A 20,592-nucleotide genomic window follows, 5' to 3' on the forward strand; every position below is an offset into this window, starting at 1 on the left:
TTATGGATTAAAGACCTTTAGAAGCGATGTAATCAACTAGGTCTACTACACGGTTAGAGTAGCCAGACTCATTGTCATACCAAGAGATTACTTTTACCATGCTGTCTTCCATAACCATTGTTGATAAAGCATCAATAGTAGAAGAAGCTGGGTCGCCATTGTAGTCTCCAGAAACTAATGGCTCTTCGCTGTAGTTAAGAATTCCTTTTAATGCACCTTCAGAAGCTTCTTTGAATGCTGCATTCACTTCTTCAGCTGTTACGTTAGTGTCAAGCTCAGCAACTAAGTCTACTAAAGAAACGTTTGGAGTTGGAACACGCATAGCTCCGCCGTTTAATTTACCTTTAAGCTCAGGCAATACTAGAGAAACTGCTTTAGCTGCTCCAGTTGAAGTTGGGATGATGTTTTCAGCTGCTGCACGAGCACGACGGTAGTCTTTGTGCGGCAAGTCAAGAATTTGCTGATCGTTTGTGTATGAGTGAACAGTTGTCATCATACCGCGTTTGATGCCGAATTTGTCGTTAAGAACTTTAGCGAATGGCGCTAAGCAGTTAGTAGTACATGATGCATTTGAGATAACATCGTGGCTTGCAGCGTCATATTTGTCATGGTTAACACCCATAACGATTGTGATGTCTTCATCTGTTGCAGGAGCAGAGATGATAACTTTTTTAGCGCCAGCTTCTAAGTGCTTAGCAGCATCTGCACGCTTAGTGAAGAAACCAGTTGATTCAACAACTACTTCTACTCCGCGCTCGCCCCAAGATAATTTCGCAGGATCGCGCTCTGCTGATACTTGGATTGTTTTGCCGTCAACAACTAGGTTGTTTCCGTCTACTTTCACGTCAGCATCTAATCTGCCATGAATTGAGTCATATTTTAAAAGGTGAGCAAGCATGTTAGCGTCTGTTAAGTCGTTAACCGCCACAACGTCCACGTTAGGATTTTTAAGTGCTGCACGGAATACGTTACGTCCGATACGTCCAAAACCGTTAATACCAATTTTTACTGCCATGTTGAAATTTCCTCCTTTAAATAAGTGAGAGATTTTTTTAAAAACTATATAATTAGGGATTAAGATCCCTTATTAACTCTTTCGCGGCGCCTTCATCCGTGATAAGAATGGAATCGGCTGCCTGCTTCAGGTAAGCCCTGATTGCCTTGGCCTTTGAAGCTCCGCCAGCTACTGCAATGACGTTTTGAATCTTTTCCAGATCGTTCAGCTGCATACCTACTGTCTGCACTTTATGAACAACTTCGCCTTCCTGGTTGAAATAATACCCGAACGCTTCTGCAACTGCCTGACCCTGCTCTATTTTTATGTAATCATCAGGCTTCGTTTTGCGGCGTTCCGCCATTGTCTTAGCGTCTCCTATTCCATGAACAACCATACTTGAAGATTTGATGAGCATAAGCAGCTCTTTAATCGACGGTTCCTCAATAATAGAGAGATAGGCTTCCTTGCTTAACTGATCTGGAACGTGAAGCAGACGGTAGTTTCCCATCGCTCTCTCAGCCATCTTTGCACAGATTGTATTAGCCTGGTTTTCTACATTCTCCCCAAGCCCGCCTCTGGCAGGTACATACAGCTGTTCGCGATTTTTACTGTCCGGCGTCATCATTTCAGCAACAGCGGCAATGGTTGTGCCACCAGTGACAGCGACGATATTTTCCCCTGTAAGCCGCTCTTTTATGCATGCGACACAGGCCCTGCCCATTTCCTTCTTTACCCATGAGAACTGATCGCTGTCTCCGGATACGACGATAACGTTTTTAAGATTTAAACGTTCCTTTAATGTATTTTCCAAAAACGTTAAACCTAAAACATCTTTCATCGTTTCTTCGAGAATTCTTAACAGAGATGATCCTTCCTTCGTTAATGTCATGCCAGAGGAAAAAATATCGATCAGATTCTGATCTTTCAAAAACTGTACTTCCCCTCTTAAAACCCGTTCACTGATCCCGAGACTAGATGAAAGACTTCGACGTCCGATTGGCTGCATTAGTCGTATATACTGAAGGATCTGATAACGTTTTTGCATAACTTGAAGCAGATCAGGCAATAATTTTTTTTGGACTTCTATAATTGACCTCATGTACAAATTCCCTTTCAAATAGAAAAGCGGAAGCGCCTTGGTCAGCTCCGACAGAGCAGTACTGACCGAGGCGTTAGGCGCTGGAACTAGACACAGATGTGAATATTTCCTTAACCATTAAATCCTACGGGACGAAAAGAGTCCCTCTATGACGTAATATGTCCCACTATCCCTAAAAAAAATCATCCCTGCTATATTTTCATTTTAGCAGGGTGAAAATGCTTATTCAACTATTGTTTCTTGCTTTTTATCAAGTAACCGCTTTCTTATAAAATCTTTTTTAATTTTACCGTATCCAAGCACCATTCCCTCATATTCAACGACAGGAATCATGAGCTGATACTGTTCAAGCAGAGCATCGTCGCTGTAAATATCAACGACCTCGATTTCTATATCCATGCTCTCTTTCAACTTTTCAAGCTCCTCTAGAGCTTCCACACAAAGAGGACAGCTGGTTCTCGAATATATTTTTAAAAGCATCCTATATACACATCCTAATATCGTTTTCTTGCAGAAGATGAGGCAATGCCTAACTGATCCCTGTATTTGGCCACCGTTCTTCTTGATACATCGATTTGATGATCAACAGCAAGCTTGGATACAATTTTCTGATCGGACAGCGGCGCAAGCTTATCTTCCTTTTCGATCATTTGTTCTATGATCGTTTTTACAGTTGAAGAAGTAATCTCCTGTGAGGATTGCTCTAAACCATTCGAGAAAAAAAACTTCAGCTCATATAGTCCATGAGGAGTCTGAACATACTTTTCCCTAACTGTCCGGCTGACAGTAGATTCGTGAACTTCAATTGCATCAGCAACCACCTTTAATGTCAGCGGTTTCATGAATAATTCGCCTTTTTCGAAAAAGTCCGTCTGTCTCCGGACAATTTCTTTCATTACTTTCATCATTGTCTCTTTCCGCTGATTGAGCGTTTTAATCAGCCATCTGCATTGATTGAGCTTAGCAGTCAGATAATGCTTTACTTCTGAATCTTCTATAGAAGAAAAATTAGATTCATAGGCAGAGTTGACGGCCACCTTTGGAGAAATGTCATCGTTGTACATAACTTGCCATTCCCCGTGAACTTTAGCTACGGTCAGCTCAGGAACAATATAGTTATCATGAACGTGATGATAGGCAAGTCCAGGGCGAGGATGCAGCGTTTTTATGAAATCCTGAACGTTTTGAATTTCTTTCAAATCAAGCTTTGTTTTTTTTGCAAGCTCTTTCCATGATTTTTCTGCGAATAAGTAGAAATAGTCTTTCACAATTAATTCGGCTGTTTTATTTCGTTGGGGCAGCCTTGCAAGCTGAATGGAAATGCATTCCTGCAGATTCCTTGCTCCTACTCCTGCCGGGTCTAGCTTTTGCAAGACGGTCAGCTGCTGATTTAACTCATCAGCACTTAAATTGAATTTGTCGGAAAGCACACTAAGGTCCGCCTCTATGTACCCGTTAGGATCAAGAGCCTGTATCAGAATATGAAGAGTACGCTTTTCTGATGGAGTCAGCTTCATTCCAAGCAGCTGTGCTTCCAAATGCTGCTGCAGTGTTGTCCCAAGACTCGATACGTTTTCAATCATATCGCTGTTCTTTGATGAACTTGTCATTTTTGTTCGTGATGAGGTATGATACAATACGCCTGATTCAGGCTTTTCTTTTAATTCGATGAGGGGATTTTCTAGGGTAAGGTCCTCTATATAGGAGGCAAGCTCCATAGAAGAATATTGAAGGAGAGTAATCGCTTGCTTTAATTCTTGAGTCATATTGAGTTTTAATGATTGCTCTTGAAATAAACCGACTTTCATATCCATAGTTCGTTCCCCCTGCTTCTCATTTTACACGAAAACGGTCCATCATTGTATGGAAAGAACTTCAAAGGAGAGATATCAATGAGTGAGTTATTTTCAGTGCCCTACTTTGAGCAAAATTTTAAAGAGCACATTAAACAGAATGAAGGTCATGTTCCGAAGCTTGATGCCATGAACCGTTATTATCGATCAGTCGTATCCGCACTGGTTCAGGATCAGCTCACAAAAAACTCAGTGGTTTTAAAACGGATCCAGAATTTGGACGAGGCCTACAATACGATCAAATCTATAAATAATTGAAAAATTTACCTGTTCACAAAATGTGATTCATGCCTTACAATAGGAATTGTTGAGTCGTCAAGCACGGCAATATACACTTCTTGTCCAGTGCGGCTTACTGGACTCTTACATATTATTTCTAATTCCATTCAAACATGCCCCGCCAGGTTAACCTGGCGGGGCTTTTTTTCATTATCATTTGGTCATGTCGGGCTTTCCTGCAATAGCTTAAACTCTTTTTAGTCAATTTTATCACGGAACAATAAAAAAGAAAGAGCTGGTTATGAGAACCAGCTCTTTCTAAAAGTGACGCGCTCGAGAGGATTCGAACCTCCGACAGACGTGGTACCGGAAACCACCGCTCTATCCAACTGAGCTACGAGCGCATATAAAAGTTTATTAGTCAGTAGCGCTATTATACGATAAAACCAGCACATGTATCAAGCGGTATTTTTGGACCTGAGTAAATTCCTGAAGAAAATCACAGATATAGCTTACTTATCCTTCAAAGACGGCAGGCAGGTGAACGAAAATATAAAGGGTTTTTTAAAGAGCCTGCCGAATACATACGTTACAAAAGTTTCGGGAGAACTCTGAACAATGAACCTTGCTGAAGAAGGCCTGCAAGCCGCGCTTCTCCCGTTTGAAAAAAAGAAAAATTGGGTAACATGGTTACAGTCAGCGAAGAAAAGCGGAACCGACTGGTCAGGCCCGACAGACAAATAAGGATCCGGCTGAAAAGGTGCTTTTTGCCTTTACAGACGGAGCCGTTTTGGCCGAGGGACTAGGAGGTGGAGCTGGACACCGTGTAATGCGAAATATTCCGGTTAGCCCCGACAGACAAATCCGTCGATTAAGTACAAGAAAAAACATCAAAGAACAGCGTTTCGTTTGACCTTTATTGACCATAGTTGTATGATGAGAGTACATAAAATTTACCTTTATTTAAAAGGAGGAAATACGATGAATTTAATCCCTACAGTTATTGAACAAACGAACCGCGGTGAACGTGCATATGACATTTACTCACGTCTTTTAAAAGACCGCATTATCATGCTTGGAAGCGGAATTGACGATAACGTGGCAAACTCAATTGTATCACAGCTTTTGTTCCTGGAAGCTGAAGATCCAGAGAAAGACATCTCTATCTACATTAACAGCCCTGGCGGTTCAATCACAGCCGGTATGGCGATTTACGATACAATGCAGTTCATTAAACCGCAAGTATCAACAATCTGCATCGGTATGGCCGCTTCAATGGGAGCATTCCTCCTTGCAGCAGGAGCAAAAGGCAAACGCTATGCTCTTCCAAACAGTGAAGTAATGATTCATCAGCCGCTTGGCGGAGCTCAAGGTCAGGCAACTGAAATTGAGATCGCTGCAAAACGCATCTTGTTCTTGCGTGATAAGCTGAATCAAATTCTTGCTGACCGCACTGGCCAGCCAATCGAAGTGATTGCACGCGATACAGACCGCGACAACTTCATGACGGCAGAACGTGCCCTTGAGTACGGCTTGATTGATAAAGTGATGACTCGCAATACATTGCCTGATAAAAAATAATCAGACACAGCAGAACGACCAAGGGTCGTTCTGTTTTTTTATGCGATGAAGCCCTCTAATAATTCGAACAAATCCACTAAACCCGCTCACCTGTCCGCTAATTAAGCAAAAAAACGGCCAATGGCCGTTTTTTATGCTTCTTGCTTTACGTATTGAGAAAGAACTTCTAAAGCTTCTGACTCGTCATGGCCTTCTGCGATAAGAGTAACCACTGAACCCGTGCTGATTGCAAGGCTCATTAACCCCATGATGCTCTTCGCGTTCACCTTTTTCCCGTCTTTCTCTAAAAAGATGTCTGATGAATAACGATTAGCCTCTTGTACAAATAGTGCTGCAGGACGGGCTTGTAAGCCTGTCTTCAAACGAACTTCAACCTGTTTCTCAACCATGTGGATCCCCTCTTCTTTCCCCTTGTTATTTGATCGTTACCGGCTGGCCATTTCTTAGCTGTTCTGCAATTTCATCAAGCTTTCTCAGGCGGTGATTGATGCCTGACTTGCTGATTTTTCCGCTTGAAACCATTTCACCCAATTCTTTAAGCGTTACATCCTGATACTCTACCCGAAGACGTGCAATTTCGCTTAATTTGTCGGGCAGTGCTTCAAGACCCATTTTTTCATCGATGAATTTAATATTCTCGACTTGGCGTATGGCTGCTCCAATTGTTTTGTTTAAGTTAGCGGTTTCACAATTGACGAGACGGTTGACGGAGTTTCTCATATCGCGGACAATCCGCACATCTTCAAAGCGGAGAAGTGCCTGGTGTCCCCCGATGATGCTGAGAAAATCAGATATTTTTTCTGCTTCCTTCAAATAGGTAATGTATCCTTTTTTCCGTTCGAGCGTTTTGCTGTTCAAATGGAAGGTATTCATTAGTTCACACAGAGAGTCATTGTGCTCTTTATATAATGAAAAAATCTCTAAATGATAGGATGAGGTCTCCGGATTATTAACCGATCCTCCTGCCAAAAAGGCACCCCTTATATAGGATCGCTTGCAGCATTTCTTTTTAACAAGCTCTTCGGAAATACTTCTTTCAAACGTAAAGTTCTCTCCGAGTATTCCAAGGTCCTCTAATATTTCACGAGCTTTTTCTATCAGCCGAACGATATAGACGTTATTCTTTTTCAAACGCATTTTCTTCCGCACAAGCAGCTCGACAGAAACGTCATACTGCTTTTTTAAGAGAGTATATATTCTTCTAGCTATTGCTGCATTTTCGGTTTGAATGTCCAGGATTAATTTTCGATTCGAAAAAGAAAGAGAGCCGTTCATTCGGATGAGTGCAGATAACTCCGCTTTTAAACAACAAGCTTTAGATTCTATGTTGGTTAATTCTTTCTTTGTTTCAGAAGCAAAGGACATCTTTCTGCACCCTCCAATCCTTATGAATGCATTCGTTTGCACTCTTTATTTTTTTTGGCTTTTTCGCGTAAATTGCTGCTGACATCAGGCTGAAAAGCAGTAATTTACCTGAAAAAGCCTAATTTATTAAGTGATCATATCATACAGCAGCTTGGCAACTTTCACCGTATCATGACGGATAACGTTATTTTCATAGGAAACAATCTTGTCATGAACGATTTCGAGTCCTAAATCCCGCAATGCTTCAATGTCATAATAAACAGGTTTAGCCAGTTCTTCTGCATATAATGCTTTCATCATATCAGGAATTTCTTCATCATTCACTAATATTGTATCGATGAACGTGCATTTCATATGTTCATTCAAAGCTTTTACATGATCGCTTGCAGTGAAATCAAGGGTTTCACCAGCCTGAGTCATTACATTGCAAATATAAACCTTTTTCGCTTTCGCCTTGCAGACTTCATCACCGATTTTTGGAACGAGAAGGTTCGGCAGGATGCTTGTGTACAAACTCCCCGGACCAAGGAGAATTAAATCAGCCTGGCGAATCACTTCGATCGTCTCTTCAAGAGGCTCAATGGATTCTGGTGATAAAAAGACCCGTTTAATCTTCTTGCCGGAGTATGGAATTTTCGATTCTCCTGAAACAATCGATCCATCCTCCATTTCAGCGTGAAGCACAACGCTTCGATTTGCAGCAGGCAGAACTTTTCCGCGCACATTAAGGACTTTGCTCATTTCCCTTACAGCATGGAAAAAGTCGCCTGTAATATTCGTCATCGCTGCCAAGATAAGATTTCCTAGAGAGTGCCCTGTAAGACTGTTTCCTTTATTAAAACGATGCTGAAATAAATCTTCTACTAACGGCTCAACATCTGAAAGCGCAGCTAACACATTGCGAATGTCACCTGGCGGCGGTATTTTGAGTTCATCACGGAGCCGGCCTGAGCTCCCGCCATCATCTGCAACTGTAACAATTGCTGTAATATCTACAGGGTATACTTTTAACCCCCGCAAAAGTACAGACAAACCGGTACCCCCGCCGATTATGACAACCTTTGGCCTATTTGCAGTATCAGTCATCTAATGACGGTTTCTGCGCTCAATATCACGATGTGATACGTGCGTCTGATAATCATCTTTGTAGTGCTTCGCAATGTGTTCCGCCAGTGTTACCGAACGGTGCTGGCCGCCTGTGCATCCTATTGCAATGACAAGCTGGCTTTTTCCTTCTCTTTTATAATAAGGCAGCATGAAGGTAAGCAAATCCAGGACCTTTTCTAAAAACTTCTGAGTCTCTGCCCATTTTAGAACATATGAGGAAACTTCCTCTTCAAGGCCTGTTTTCGGTCTCATATGATCGATATAATGCGGATTCGGCAGGAATCTGACATCAAATACTAAATCAGCATCAATCGGCACTCCGTATTTAAAACCAAACGAGAGCACATTTACTGAGAAAGTATGCTCAGCATCTTCCGCAAACTGCTTCAATATTTTTTCTCTCAGTTCACGAGGCTTCAATTCAGATGTGTCAAAAATCATCTGCGAGCGGCCTTTCAGCTCTTCAAGCAATTCTCTTTCGTTTTTAATGCCTTCTAAAGGCAAGCCTGTTGTGGCTAATGGATGAGACCTGCGTGTTTCCTTGTATCTTGTGACAAGGGTAGCATCCTTTGCATCCAGGAAAAGAATTTGAGGATTAATCCAAGTCTTTTCTGCCATATCATCCAGCGCCTGAAACAGGCTTTCAAAAAATTCACGTCCCCGCAAATCCATCACAAGTGCAACTTTGTTCATTTTAGAGCCGGATTCCTTCATCAGCTCAAGAAACTTCGGAAGCAGATTAGGCGGCAGGTTATCTACACAAAAATAACCAAGATCTTCAAAGCTTTGAATGGCAACCGTTTTGCCTGCTCCTGACATGCCTGTAATAATCACCATCTTAATATCCTGAACACTGCCTGTACTCATGCAGATTGCCTCCTCTCTCTTTTTCGCGCTTTTATATAAATGAATGGATAAGTTTACTGCGGATCTAATCGATATGCCAGCAGTTCAAAATCAGGTGTGTAAGTAAAGGTGCCATAAATCAGCCCTGCACCCTTCATCATAAATTCAAGAATATGATGATCGCCTGGGGCCATCGGAAGAACGCTTACTTCATCTAATGAGTGCCACTTAAGCTTTCCTTCCTCAGACTCTGCCACATTCTCACCTGTAAACTCAGTAGCAAAAAATGTAAACATCATCCACTCTGACACAATTTCATTTCCATCTTTAATAATAAAGGTGAAGATCCCTTTAATTTTTGGGTTTTTTAAATATATGCCTGTTTCTTCGCGATATTCTCGGATGACAGTGTCTTTAATCGATTCACCCTGCTCCATTTTTCCGCCAGGCGCCACCCACCATCCTCTTCTCGGTTTTTGCAGGAGAAGAATTTTATTGTCCTGTACTAAAACGCAATTCGTTACTCTTTGCAAAAGTCTTTCACCTCTGGGTTCGTTCGGGTAGTCTAAACATATTTTCTCCCTTTTTATTATACTATTTCAAAGACTACCTCACAATGAACGGAGGCTGCTAACAGACTTATTTTTTAATGGAATGATGTGTGTGGTTTATATACGTGTTGGCGCAGATAAAAGTTTCAGAGGAAAATAAACACCAGAAAAGCGGAAGCGCAGGCAAACGGATTATCTTATAACAAAAAAAGGAGTACGGGAAAGGGCGCCCGTACTCAAAAGTTTATTTATAAAAGGGGGTCAATTACTATTTATATAGTACCCCATTATTATTTCAGTGGTGTTACAGGTTAGTTAAAACCGAGTTACGTTTTTGTTAACTCTTTAAAGCATTAGCGAAAATCAGCTGCCGGCTTTGATTTTTTCCATTAGCTCTTCCACAAAATGCTGAGCACTTTGTGCTGCAATGGAGCCATCGCCTGTAGCTGTGACGATTTGACGCAATGATTTTTCGCGGATATCGCCTGCTGCAAAGATGCCAGGCACCTTCGTTTCCATGCGCTCATTCGTTTCGATATATCCGTTTTCGTTTGTAATGCCGATAGATGCAAACGGTTTTGAAAGAGGCAGCATTCCGATATAAATGAATACGCCGTCCGCACTCATTTCAGTCTCTTCGCCTGTTTGAGTGTTTACAAGTGTTGCACTGCCGACCTTGCCGTCTTTTTCGTTGATTTCTTTAATCGTATGATTCCAGATGAAATCTACTTTTTCATTATCAAATGCGCGCTGCTGAAGAATTTTTTGTGCACGAAGCTCATCGCGTCTGTGAACAATTGTTACTTTAGATGCGAATCGTGTTAGATAAACGCCTTCTTCTACTGCAGAATCGCCTCCGCCAATAACGATAAGCTCTTTGTTTTTAAAGAATGCGCCGTCACATACTGCACAGTAAGATACTCCGCGGCCGCCAAGTTCTTTTTCTCCCGGAACTCCGATTTTCTTGTACTCGGCACCAGTTGAAATAATGATAGAACGTGCTTTGTATTGTTTGCTTCCAGCCACAACGGTTTTGTATTCTTCGCCGTCGATAATTTCTTTTATGTCTCCGTATGCATATTCAGCACCGAATTTTTTCGCATGATCAAACATTTTAGTTGATAAGTCAGGTCCAAGAATATGGTCAAAACCAGGATAGTTTTCAACGTCCTCTGTATTGGCCATTTGTCCTCCAGGAACACCGCGCTCTATCATTAAAGTTGAAAGGTTTGCTCTGGATGTATAAACAGCAGCTGTCATTCCGGCAGGACCTGCACCAGCTATAATCACATCGTAAATTTTTTCCTCGGACATCGTTCTTCACTCCTTGTGTTCACAACAATTGATTGTTTACGGGAGATCTCGTTTCCCATACTCATATCCTATAAAAGAATAGAGATTCATGCCATTTTTTTGCTCACGTCCATAAATTCTTGATGAAAGCTGAGTACTTTGAAAGAGTTTTGCCTGAAATGGAGTATTGCTTCGCAAGCTCTGTCTGCGTTACTTTATATCCATTTTCTTTTTTCCACACGTATTCCAAAGCTCCGGCCCATGCAAGGTGGTTTTTAAGCGGCATCTCTTCTCTTTTTGCTTTTAACGCTGTTTTAAAGAAGAACAAATAAAGTCCTTCGTTCAGGGTTTTATTGTTTTCAAACAGGACTTGCGCTGCCTGGTAAGTGAACTTTGATTTCTCAGAGACACTTTTTTTAATCTCTCCATTAACATGCGCAATTGCAAGATCCATAAACTCTCTTTCGAAGACTGATTGAGGAACTTTCGCTGATTGGAAGAATTGAATCTGATCAAGCTGCTTTGTTTCAGCTGCCAAAAAAATCGCAAGCAGACGCTCTTCAATCGGCATCGTCATTGGACGTTCCACCGATTTCTTATCCGACTTCCATGGTTCTGAACCGGCTTTTTCAGGATTCATTTCAATTACACGATCCCAGCTTGTTCTGGCAAGTTCTTCTTTTCCGGTAAAATAAGCCGAATAGGAAAGCCAATAAAAGAAGGTATCATCCCCGTCAAACCCCTGTCTGTAGATGGCTCTAAGCCATTTAAAGGCAAGCTCATATTGTCCGACCAATGCAAAAGTCGCCCCAAGCTTATAGCGGTGTTCAAAAAGGATTGGATAGATGTGTCCAAGTCTTTGCGCCAATTCTTCTACTTTATCATCCTGCCGTTCATAGTAGTAGAACACGAGAAGATTGCAAAGCGCATGGAGATTGCCCGGATTTTTGTCGAGCACCATATCTAAATAATCTTTCGCCTGCTGAACGTCGCCCATGTAAAAATAAGCTAATGATAAGTTGTTGTAAGCAGACCAGAATTCCGGAAAATCCGTGACGATTTCTTTTAATAAGGAAATGGCCTCTTCTAATTTCCCATTTTCCAACAGGGATTTTGCAGCATCCTGCTTTACTATCAATTCATCTGAATCTAAAAAAGGATCCTCTTCATCTGCCCCTTCTATCGTCAGCAAATCAAGGAGATCTTCTGTTTCTTCAATGAACTCGCCATTCGGCTCTTTTGTCTGATATTGAATTGCGCATTTATAGGCTTCATGAAAGAGACCTAAATGTGCGTAATTATTCGCCATAAAGTAATGGCATTCCGTCAAATCTTTATCAATATTCTTAAGAATGTATGTTAAAAGCTCATTAGATTGCTGGTATTTTCCAAGCTCGGTATAAATGGCTGCAAGCTGGCTGAGCATGACAATATGATTCGGCTCAAGCTGAATCGCACGCTGTATCCACTTGCTCGCTCTTAAAAGATCGCGTTCCCGATAGGCTTTCATGCCCTTACGGTAAAAGTACTGTCCGTCTTGGAAGAAAGGGACAATCTGCGCTTTTTGCTTCGTGTTACTTGATTGTTTTCCCACTGAAATCCTCCATTTCTTTACTTCTGCCGTAGGTTAGTATACCACACTGGGGAAGTACAACAATAGGAATGGTAAAAATTATTAAACCAATTAATAAAACAAGAATATAGCCTTATGCACTTGGTCTTAGCTTAGGCAAATCGGCGGTGCGCCAAACGGGATGGAAGGAAATAGTTGAGTTGGATTCGGGGTTTGCACACTGACAGATAGGTCCAGATTCAGAATTGATACTATTTTCCAAGGCAGAGGACATAACAAACTAATCCGATACACTGGGAGTGATTTGGAAAAAAGAAAGTAAATCCTCAAGAACGGAAAGTATTTCACTGGTTTTCGACAGTAAAGAAGCTGTTTCGGCAAGTAACTGTTAAGTTCACTCAAAATTGCGGCTCACTATCCAATCTATCCACAACCTATTACCTTTTATAATTTCCTTAACAATAAAAAAAGCCCTCAAAACGAGGACTCTTCCACTACTTTTTCGGTAAATGACGCTCTTCCAATACATTTAATACTTCATCCAGCGGAAGCTTTTGTTCGCGGAGCAGCACCATCAAGTGGAACAACAGGTCCGCTGCTTCCCATCCCAGTTCATCCGCGTCGCGGTTCTTGGCGGCGATGATGACTTCTGATGCTTCTTCTCCCACTTTTTTCAGGATTTTATCGACGCCTTCTGTGAACAGGTACGTTGTATAAGAGCCTTCAGGCATTTCTGCCTCGCGTTCTGCGATCAATTTTTCCAAAGTGTTAAGGATTTCAAAGCGGTCTGCCGGAGATTGCTTAGAATCGCCAAACACATTTTCTGAAAAACAAGAGTAAGAGCCAGTGTGGCACGCAGGACCCGCAGGCTTCACCAATACAAGCAGGGCATCCTGATCGCAGTCGTATTTTAAGCCGACAACCTCCTGGGTATTGCCGGAAGTTGCCCCTTTGTTCCAAAGCTCCTGTCTGGAACGGCTGTAAAACCATGTTTCTTTCGTTGCAATTGTTTTTTGCAGCGAATCTTCATTCATATAGGCTAGAGTAAGAACTTCTTTGCTGACGGCATCCTGAACGATTGCAGGGACTAAGCCATTTTGATCAAACTTTACGGATTGCAGATTCATCTGACATTCACTCCCTGCGTTTTTAAGTAGTCTTTTACTTCTTTCACCGATGTTTCTTTATAGTGGAAAATCGAAGCGGCAAGAGCAGCATCCGCTTTGCCTTCCAGGAATGCCTCTGCGAAATGTTCAGCATTTCCCGCACCGCCTGATGCGATGACAGGAACGGAAACAGATCCGCTGACCATTTTATTTAAAGCAAGATCAAATCCGCTTTTTTCACCGTCGCTGTTCATGCTTGTGAGCAGAATTTCGCCCGCGCCGCGCTTAACAGCTTCCCTGGCCCAGTCTGTCACTTCCCACTCTGTTTCTTTTCTTCCGCCGTGAGTGTATACCTTATAACTGCCGCTTTCTTCATCAAACCTTGCATCAATGGCTACAACAATGCACTGGGAACCAAAGAACCGCGCACCCTCTGAAATCAGTTCGGGGCGCAGTACTGCTGATGTATTGACGGAAACTTTATCAGCACCTGCACGAAGTATTTTTTTCATATCGGTAAGCGAATTGATGCCGCCTCCCACTGTAAATGGAATCGCAAGCTGCGCTGCAACTCGTTCCACTACATCCACCATTGTTTTTCTTCCTTCATGAGAAGCTGATATATCTAAAAAGACAAGCTCATCTGCGCCCTCTTTGTCATAGAAGGTGGCAAGTTCAACAGGATCTCCTGCATCTCTCAGCCCTAAAAATTGAATCCCTTTTACCACCCTGCCGTCTTTTACATCAAGGCAAGGAATGATCCGTTTTGTAATCATGCCCGCGCCACCTCTACTAAGGCCTGTGCAAAATCAAATTGATTTGTATAGAGCGCTTTTCCTACGATTGCGCCTGCCACTCCTTCTTTTTGAAAAGCAGCAAGCTCCACTAAATCATTCAGAGAGCTGACTCCGCCTGATGCGATCACATCTTTGCCTGTAGCCTTCGCCATTTCGCGCACAGCTTCAATGTTGGGTCCTGATAACATGCCGTCTGTTGCGATATCGGTGAAAATAAACACCTCTGCACCTGCAGCAGCAAGCTCCACGCCAAGATCGGCAGCCTTTACTGTTGACGTCTCAATCCATCCTTCAGTAGAAACATACCCATCCTTTGCATCAATCCCAATAGCTATTTTGCTTCCATATTTAGCAAGCATTTTTTTCACAAAATCAGGATTAGAGATGGCAGAACTTCCCAGAATAACGCGGGATACCCCATTTGAAAGGTAATACTCCACGTCTTCCTCCGTACGGATCCCTCCTCCTATCTGAACGTTTACATTCAGCTTTTCTGCGACTTCAAGAACATGATTGTCATTGACTCTTTTACCTGCTTTGGCCCCATCCAGATCCACCATGTGAATCCATTTCGCCCCTTTATCAGCAAATACTTTTGCCATCTCGTAAGGTGAATCGCCGTAAACTGTTTCTTTTGCATAATCGCCTTGTATAAGCCGGACACATTTCCCTCCGCGCATATCGATTGCCGGATATATAATAAATTCACTCATGATTTCACCTTCTCTTCAACGATTTTGACGAAGTTTCTCAAAATGCCAATGCCTAAGTGACTGCTTTTTTCAGGATGAAATTGCGTGCCGAATATATTTTTCTCACCAACAACTGCCGGAACGTCAACGCCATAGTCCGCACTTGCAATGACGGTGCTGCTCTTTTCAGCCTTCACATAGTAAGAATGCACGAAATAGGAATAGCCTTCTTCAAGACCTTCAAGAAGATCGCTCTGCTGGTGCATGAGTAATCGATTCCAGCCCATGTGCGGCACCTTCAGCTGCTCTTTTTTCATCAGATCAGCCGGAAAATGCACGACACTTCCTTTTAAAAGTGAGAGCCCTTCAGTAAAACCATTTTCTTCACTGGAATCAAATAATAATTGCATCCCTAAACAAATACCAAGCAGCGGCTTTCCTTCACTTGCTATCTTTTGAATATAACCAGTTAGTTTTGTTTCATTTAGAATAGCCATTGCATCATTAAAGGAACCAACTCCGGGAAGAATATAGCCATCCGCTTTTTCGAGCTCTTCAGGGCTTTCTGAAATGAAATAGCCGATATTCAAGCGCTCAAGTGCTTTGCTCACGCTGTACAAATTCCCCATGCCATAATCAATAATTCCGATCATTTATAACATTCCCTTCGTAGACGGGACTCCTTTAATCCGCGGATCAATTGTTGATGCCTCGTCAAGCGCTCTGCCTAAAGCTTTGAAAACCGCTTCAATCATGTGATGGGTGTTTCGGCCGTAGTGGACGATGACATGAAGATTGATCCGCGCTTCAAGAGCAAACTTCCAAAGAAATTCATGGACAAGCTCCGTGTCAAAATTCCCTACTGTAGGACTTGGAAATTCACCTTTAAGTTCAAAGTGAGGACGGTTGCTTAAATCAACGACAACCTGAGCAAGAGCTTCATCCATCGGAACCATTGCCTGACCATAGCGCTTGATTCCTCTTTTATCGCCTAATGCTTCTCTGAAAGCCTGTCCGAGACAAATGCCGATATCCTCTGTCGTATGATGGCCATCAATCTCCGTATCTCCAATCGCCGCAACAGACAGATTAAATTGGCCATGCTTAGTAAACAGATCAAGCATATGTGTCATAAAAGGCACGCCTGTATTTAATTCAGAAATCCCTTCTCCGTCAATTGAAAGGGAAAGGGAGATATCCGTTTCATTTGTTGTTCTTTGCAGACTTGATGTTCTTTCCATTGTCAGTTCCTCCTATTTTAAGCGCTCTTCGATGGCGCGTGCATGTGCTTCTAAACCTTCTAAACGGGCAAATGCTGCAATCTTATGGGCTGAATTCTGAAATGCTTTTTCACTGTATGAAATGATGCTGGATTTTTTCACAAAATCATCGACATTCAGAGGACTTGAAAAACGGGCTGTGCCATTTGTAGGCAACACATGATTTGGTCCTGCAAAATAGTCTCCGACAGGCTCTGAACTGTATCTTCCGAGGAAAATAGCGCCTGCGTGTCTAATACTGTTCAGAAGCTCCATCGGATTCTCTGTTAACACCTCAAGATGCTCGGGTGCGAGCTCATTTACCGCGTGAATCGCTTCATCCAGCGATTCGGCCACATAAATAAATCCGTATTGATCAATTGATGGACCCGCTATCTCTTTTCTCGGAAGAGTTTCAAGCTGGCGGATGACTTCTGCTGATACGGCTTCTGCAAGCTCCATCGAATCCGTCACAAGCACACTTGAAGCTAGAACATCATGCTCAGCCTGTGAAAGCAGATCGGCTGCCACTTCGTTCGCTTTCGCCGTCTGATCAGCTAAAACAACAATTTCACTTGGACCGGCAATCATATCTATATCAACATCCCCAAATACTTCCCGCTTTGCAAGAGCAACATAGATATTCCCTGGACCAACAATTTTATCAACCGGTTTGATCGTCTCCGTTCCATATGCAAGGGCAGCTACTGCCTGGGCCCCGCCTGATTTATAGATTTCTTCTATACCAAGCTCTTTTGCCGCTACAAGCACACCTGCCGGCAGCGTACCTTCCCTGTTCGGCGGGGAAATCAGAACAATCCGTTTCACCCCTGCCGTTTGTGCAGGAATGACATTCATTAAAACGGAAGAAGGATAAGCGGCAGTGCCTCCAGGTACATATACCCCAACAGCATCCAGAGGTGTGATCTTCTGACCAAGCATTGTTCCGTCCTCTTTATATGTAATCCAGGACTCGCGCTTTTGCTTTTCATGGAAAAAACGGATATTTTCAGATGCTTCCCTGATAACCTCAACTAAATCCTGATCCAGCGCCTGATAAGCTGCCTTAACTTCCGCTTCTGACACTCTAAGACTAGTTAAACGGACAGAATCGAATCTTTCCGCATAGGCGAAAAGAGCGGCATCCCCTTTTTGCTTAACATCTGCAATGATGTTTTTAGCAGCCTCTCTCTGTGCTTCAGTACCAGAATCAATGGAACGCTTTAGAGAAGCAAAATTTCCTGAAAGTCTCTCAATCCTCATTCTGCTTCTCCCTCCACAACTTCTGATAATCGGCTGACCAGTTCATCAATTTGGGCGTCTTTCATCCGGTAGCTGACAGGATTCACAATGAGTCTTGATGTGATGCTGCAGATTCTTTCGAGTTCAACCAGGCCGTTTTCTTTTAACGTTCTTCCCGTTGAGACAATATCGACAATGCGGTCAGCAAGGCCAATCAAAGGAGCAAGCTCGATTGAACCGTTCAGCTTAATGATTTCCACTTGTTCCCCCTGCTCCCGGAAATAAGAAGACGCAACACCCGGATACTTTGTTGCAACCTTAGGGGCAACATCAGTTGTTCCCGTATTAGGCAAACCCGCAACAGCCAAGTAGCAGTCGCTTATTTTCAAGTCCAGCACCTCATATACGTCACGTTCTTCCTCTAGCATGACATCTTTGCCGGCAATGCCTATGTCGGCAACTCCGTGTTCAACATAGGTTGTAACATCCATGGGCTTCGCTAAAATAAAGCGCATGTTTTCAGCCTGCACTTCTAAAATTAGCTTTCTGGACTCATCAAATTCAGGCGGCAGCTTATAGCCTGCTTTTCTGAGCAAGTTAGCTGCTTCATCAAATATTCTTCCTTTCGGCATTGCGATTGTAAGCATATTACCCATCCTGCTCTTCCTTTCTCGAACCAATAAAATAAGCCACATCTGCAAACTGTTTTGTATAGGCGTCTACATCATTTACACCGGATATATCCTGCAATATCACTCTTTTTCCCTTTCCGCGGAGCTCAGCCGTACACTTTAGAGCCTCTGTTCTTCTTTCCTGACTGTAAAGAACACAGTGAATATCAGGCGTTTCTTCCTGTTCTCCAAGAGACTCGATCAGTCTGTCCAGGCGGATTCCAAAGCCAGTAGCCGCTGCAGGAGTATTAAATCGTTCAAACAGCTGATTATACCGTCCGCCGTTTCCAAGCGGAAAGCCGACATTCCCTGCATAAACCTCAAATAAAACGCCTGTGTAATAGCTCATATGACTGACTAGATTTAAATCAAGCTTTACGGATTCCAGCACTCCGAAATCTTCAAGGTGTGACCACAGCTTGCCAAGTTCTGCTGCAGCCTCTTTTCCTTCCCTGCTTGAAACGAGGTCTGCTGCAATCGACAGCTGATCTTCTCCGCCTCTCAGCTGCAGAAGCTGAAGCAATCTTCCTTTATCAATAGACGACAGCGGCAGCGACTTCACATGCTCGCGATAGCCAACATAATTCTTTTCATATAAGTATCTTCTCAAAACATCGGCGCGCTCCTGATTGCCGAGAATCTCTTTGAACAATGCATCCGCGAATCCAATATGCCCGATTGCAACCTTAAAATCCTTAAGACCCGCTTCTTTCAGAACGGCAATCATAAGGGCAATTACTTCTGCATCACCGCTAGTAGTTGCATCTCCGATCAGCTCAGTTCCAATTTGTTCAAACTCTGCAGGACGACCGCCCTCGCGCTGCTGCGCACGAAAAACATTCGCATCATACGCAAGTCTGAGCGGATAATTTTCCTGATAAAACCTGGATGCCGCCACCCTTGCAATAGGTGCTGTCATATCCGGCCTAAGAACCAGAGTGTGCCCCTCCTGATCCAGCAGCTTAAAAAGCTGGCCTTCCAGAATGGCAGATTGAACACCTACCGTATCGTAAAATTCAAGCGTCGGCGTTTCAATAAATTGAAAGCCCCATTTCTCTATCGCACCCGTCATCTTTTGACGAAGCTGTTTTTTCGTTTCATACAATAATGGCAATGTATCTCTCATCCCGAGAGGTTTTTCAAACATAAACACGCTGACTTGCACCTCTTTCACAAAAAGTTCCGAATCCTTTAGTTCGCTAATATAGTAACATGCTACCAAAATAAAGATAGGTTCGCAAGTATGAATATTCCTTTATCATTCTCTTTATTTAACGAATTTCCTCTAATAAGATATTTTTAAACAAACGTTTGATTGGGTTTATTATTGATTGTAAAAACAGATAAGGTTGTTGGGAAATTCGAATAAGATCATATGTTGCGTTAATTTATTATGATTTCACACGAGAAAACCTTTATTTTATTGGCAGGTTGATTAGATATTTAAAACTCTTTGGCATGCCTCATTTCTAATCATAGATAACCTACAGGAAGTGTGGGGTCTCCCAATTTGCTCTGTTTCCCGCAGGAGTCAAGTTCCTTCCGCTGCAATCCACTAAAGGCTTTTAACATTTAATGCAATAATATTTAAACTACTTTTTCAGAATTTCCTATTTTCGACAGTATGCAATCTAATTTAGAAGCCATTCCAAAATGTCTTTAAAAAATCTCATAACTCTGCAAAAAAATATAAAGGTTTTCTCGTGTGGAACTCCTGTTTATCGTTAAAACCGCTAAAACCGCTCTTTCCGAAATGCTCAACAAAATTCCCGCCGCGTGCAATCTAACATACAAAACAAAACAAAAAAAGACACCAGCTTCAAAAGCTGGTGTCTTTTGCATTACGTAAATCCATCTGTTCCTTTGTAAAAATAACCCTCATCGGATTCCCCCCCACAAAGGCTCCTGCAGGAACATCTTTATGGACGAGCGTTCCCGCTGAAACGATGGCTCCGTCTCCGATTTCAATACCTGGAAGGACAGTGGAATTGGCTCCGATCATGACTTCATCGCCGATGACGATATCGCCAAGTCTGTACTCGCGAATCAAATATTCATGCGCAAGAAGCGTTGTGTTGTAGCCGATCACCGTATTCCGTCCAACTTTGATTTTTTCAGGAAACATCACATCCAGCATGACCATCAGGGCGAAGGATGTATGCTGCCCCACTTTCATTCCGAGAAAATTCCGGTACATCCAATTTTTCATTGAAAGAAACGGGGTGTAGCGGGCAACCTGTATAACGATGAAGTTGCGGACAACCTTCCAAAAAGGAACGGTTTTGTAAACATGCCAAAGCGAATTAGGGCCTTCAACGGGGTATCTCGTTGTATTTCTCAC

At 42.6% G+C, this 20,592-nt stretch carries 23 protein-coding genes and 1 tRNA gene; 3 read left to right on the plus strand and 21 right to left on the minus strand.

Annotated features, from left to right (window positions below; all coding sequences use genetic code 11):
* Positions 1 to 7 precede the first annotated feature (7 nt).
* The 4 genes from gap to rpoN form a co-directional block, all read right to left on the minus strand.
* Positions 8 to 1,015 (minus strand): type I glyceraldehyde-3-phosphate dehydrogenase, encoded by a 1,008-nt coding sequence (gap, locus tag E2R53_RS15555; protein ID WP_070878074.1) that lies wholly within the window; start codon positions 1,013 to 1,015, stop codon positions 8 to 10.
* Between the two features lie 52 nt (positions 1,016 to 1,067).
* Complete coding sequence (locus tag E2R53_RS15560) at positions 1,068 to 2,096, minus strand: sugar-binding transcriptional regulator (protein WP_133312651.1); 1,029 nt, start codon at positions 2,094 to 2,096, stop codon at positions 1,068 to 1,070.
* Between the two features lie 222 nt (positions 2,097 to 2,318).
* A complete protein-coding gene (locus E2R53_RS15565) occupies positions 2,319 to 2,576 on the minus strand; it encodes a glutaredoxin family protein (protein ID WP_070878071.1) in 258 nt (85 codons plus the stop codon).
* A 14-nt stretch (positions 2,577 to 2,590) separates the two neighbouring features.
* Positions 2,591 to 3,910, minus strand: a complete 1,320-nt coding sequence (gene rpoN / locus E2R53_RS15570; protein WP_133312652.1) for an RNA polymerase factor sigma-54 — start codon at positions 3,908 to 3,910, stop codon at positions 2,591 to 2,593.
* Positions 3,911 to 3,988: 78 nt separating this feature from the next.
* On the opposite strand from rpoN, the gene yvfG reads away from it, so the two are divergent.
* Positions 3,989 to 4,207 (plus strand): protein YvfG, encoded by a 219-nt coding sequence (yvfG, locus tag E2R53_RS15575; RefSeq protein ID WP_070878068.1) that lies wholly within the window; start codon positions 3,989 to 3,991, stop codon positions 4,205 to 4,207.
* A gap of 289 nt (positions 4,208 to 4,496) precedes the next feature.
* Here the strand turns inward: yvfG and E2R53_RS15580 are convergent.
* Positions 4,497 to 4,572: transfer RNA gene (locus E2R53_RS15580), tRNA-Arg, on the minus strand.
* Positions 4,573 to 4,786: 214 nt separating this feature from the next.
* Between E2R53_RS15580 and E2R53_RS23605 the strand changes: the two genes are divergently transcribed.
* Both E2R53_RS23605 and clpP read left to right on the plus strand, forming a co-directional pair.
* A complete protein-coding gene (locus tag E2R53_RS23605; protein WP_286166230.1) occupies positions 4,787 to 4,912 on the plus strand; it encodes a hypothetical protein in 126 nt (41 codons plus the stop codon).
* Between the two features lie 237 nt (positions 4,913 to 5,149).
* Positions 5,150 to 5,749 (plus strand): ATP-dependent Clp endopeptidase proteolytic subunit ClpP, encoded by a 600-nt coding sequence (clpP, locus tag E2R53_RS15585; protein WP_070876430.1) that lies wholly within the window; start codon positions 5,150 to 5,152, stop codon positions 5,747 to 5,749.
* A gap of 131 nt (positions 5,750 to 5,880) precedes the next feature.
* Here the strand turns inward: clpP and E2R53_RS15590 are convergent, their stop codons facing one another.
* The 16 genes from E2R53_RS15590 to E2R53_RS15665 all read right to left on the minus strand — a co-directional run bounded on the left by E2R53_RS15590 (position 5,881) and on the right by E2R53_RS15665 (position 20,592).
* Positions 5,881 to 6,138: an HPr family phosphocarrier protein gene (locus E2R53_RS15590; RefSeq protein ID WP_133312653.1), complete on the minus strand. Its 258-nt coding sequence runs from the start codon at positions 6,136 to 6,138 to the stop codon at positions 5,881 to 5,883.
* A gap of 25 nt (positions 6,139 to 6,163) precedes the next feature.
* Positions 6,164 to 7,114 (minus strand): DNA-binding protein WhiA, encoded by a 951-nt coding sequence (whiA, locus tag E2R53_RS15595; protein WP_133312654.1) that lies wholly within the window; start codon positions 7,112 to 7,114, stop codon positions 6,164 to 6,166.
* A gap of 126 nt (positions 7,115 to 7,240) precedes the next feature.
* Positions 7,241 to 8,200: a gluconeogenesis factor YvcK family protein gene (locus tag E2R53_RS15600; RefSeq protein WP_133312655.1), complete on the minus strand. Its 960-nt coding sequence runs from the start codon at positions 8,198 to 8,200 to the stop codon at positions 7,241 to 7,243.
* Positions 8,201 to 9,088: an RNase adapter RapZ gene (rapZ, locus tag E2R53_RS15605; RefSeq protein ID WP_070876436.1), complete on the minus strand. Its 888-nt coding sequence runs from the start codon at positions 9,086 to 9,088 to the stop codon at positions 8,201 to 8,203. It abuts the gene before it with no gap.
* A 53-nt stretch (positions 9,089 to 9,141) separates the two neighbouring features.
* On the minus strand, positions 9,142 to 9,600 hold the full coding sequence (locus E2R53_RS15610) for an 8-oxo-dGTP diphosphatase (protein WP_070876437.1): 459 nt from the start codon (positions 9,598 to 9,600) through the stop codon (positions 9,142 to 9,144).
* Between the two features lie 381 nt (positions 9,601 to 9,981).
* The gene (gene trxB / locus E2R53_RS15615) at positions 9,982 to 10,932 is read right to left on the minus strand and encodes a thioredoxin-disulfide reductase (protein ID WP_133312656.1); all 951 of its coding nucleotides are present in this window, start codon (positions 10,930 to 10,932) and stop codon (positions 9,982 to 9,984) included.
* Between the two features lie 103 nt (positions 10,933 to 11,035).
* On the minus strand, positions 11,036 to 12,505 hold the full coding sequence (locus E2R53_RS15620) for a tetratricopeptide repeat protein (protein ID WP_133312657.1): 1,470 nt from the start codon (positions 12,503 to 12,505) through the stop codon (positions 11,036 to 11,038).
* Between the two features lie 473 nt (positions 12,506 to 12,978).
* Complete coding sequence (gene hisIE / locus E2R53_RS15625; RefSeq protein WP_133312658.1) at positions 12,979 to 13,611, minus strand: bifunctional phosphoribosyl-AMP cyclohydrolase/phosphoribosyl-ATP diphosphatase HisIE; 633 nt, start codon at positions 13,609 to 13,611, stop codon at positions 12,979 to 12,981.
* Positions 13,608 to 14,366, minus strand: a complete 759-nt coding sequence (gene hisF, locus E2R53_RS15630; protein ID WP_133312659.1) for an imidazole glycerol phosphate synthase subunit HisF — start codon at positions 14,364 to 14,366, stop codon at positions 13,608 to 13,610. Before hisF ends, hisIE begins: the two co-directional genes overlap by 4 nt.
* Entirely contained in the window at positions 14,363 to 15,100 is a 738-nt protein-coding gene (gene hisA / locus E2R53_RS15635) for a 1-(5-phosphoribosyl)-5-[(5-phosphoribosylamino)methylideneamino]imidazole-4-carboxamide isomerase (RefSeq protein WP_133312660.1), read from the minus strand. The genes hisF and hisA overlap by 4 nt, the downstream gene beginning before the upstream one ends.
* Positions 15,097 to 15,732, minus strand: coding sequence for an imidazole glycerol phosphate synthase subunit HisH (gene hisH, locus E2R53_RS15640; protein ID WP_133312661.1), 636 nt, complete (start codon positions 15,730 to 15,732; stop codon positions 15,097 to 15,099). The genes hisA and hisH overlap by 4 nt, the downstream gene beginning before the upstream one ends.
* Positions 15,733 to 16,320 (minus strand): imidazoleglycerol-phosphate dehydratase HisB, encoded by a 588-nt coding sequence (gene hisB, locus E2R53_RS15645; protein ID WP_133312662.1) that lies wholly within the window; start codon positions 16,318 to 16,320, stop codon positions 15,733 to 15,735.
* Positions 16,321 to 16,332: 12 nt separating this feature from the next.
* Positions 16,333 to 17,601: a histidinol dehydrogenase gene (hisD, locus tag E2R53_RS15650; protein WP_133312663.1), complete on the minus strand. Its 1,269-nt coding sequence runs from the start codon at positions 17,599 to 17,601 to the stop codon at positions 16,333 to 16,335.
* Positions 17,598 to 18,236 carry an ATP phosphoribosyltransferase gene (gene hisG, locus E2R53_RS15655; RefSeq protein WP_133312664.1) on the minus strand — a complete coding sequence of 213 codons (639 nt, stop codon included), beginning with the start codon at positions 18,234 to 18,236 and terminating at the stop codon, positions 17,598 to 17,600. Before hisG ends, hisD begins: the two co-directional genes overlap by 4 nt.
* Entirely contained in the window at positions 18,229 to 19,404 is a 1,176-nt protein-coding gene (locus E2R53_RS15660; protein ID WP_133313086.1) for an ATP phosphoribosyltransferase regulatory subunit, read from the minus strand. The genes hisG and E2R53_RS15660 overlap by 8 nt, the downstream gene beginning before the upstream one ends.
* A gap of 666 nt (positions 19,405 to 20,070) precedes the next feature.
* A complete protein-coding gene (locus tag E2R53_RS15665) occupies positions 20,071 to 20,592 on the minus strand; it encodes an acyltransferase (protein WP_133312665.1) in 522 nt (173 codons plus the stop codon).

This window comes from Peribacillus frigoritolerans, assembly GCF_004358755.1.
Lineage (GTDB): Bacteria > Bacillota > Bacilli > Bacillales > Bacillaceae > Bacillus_P.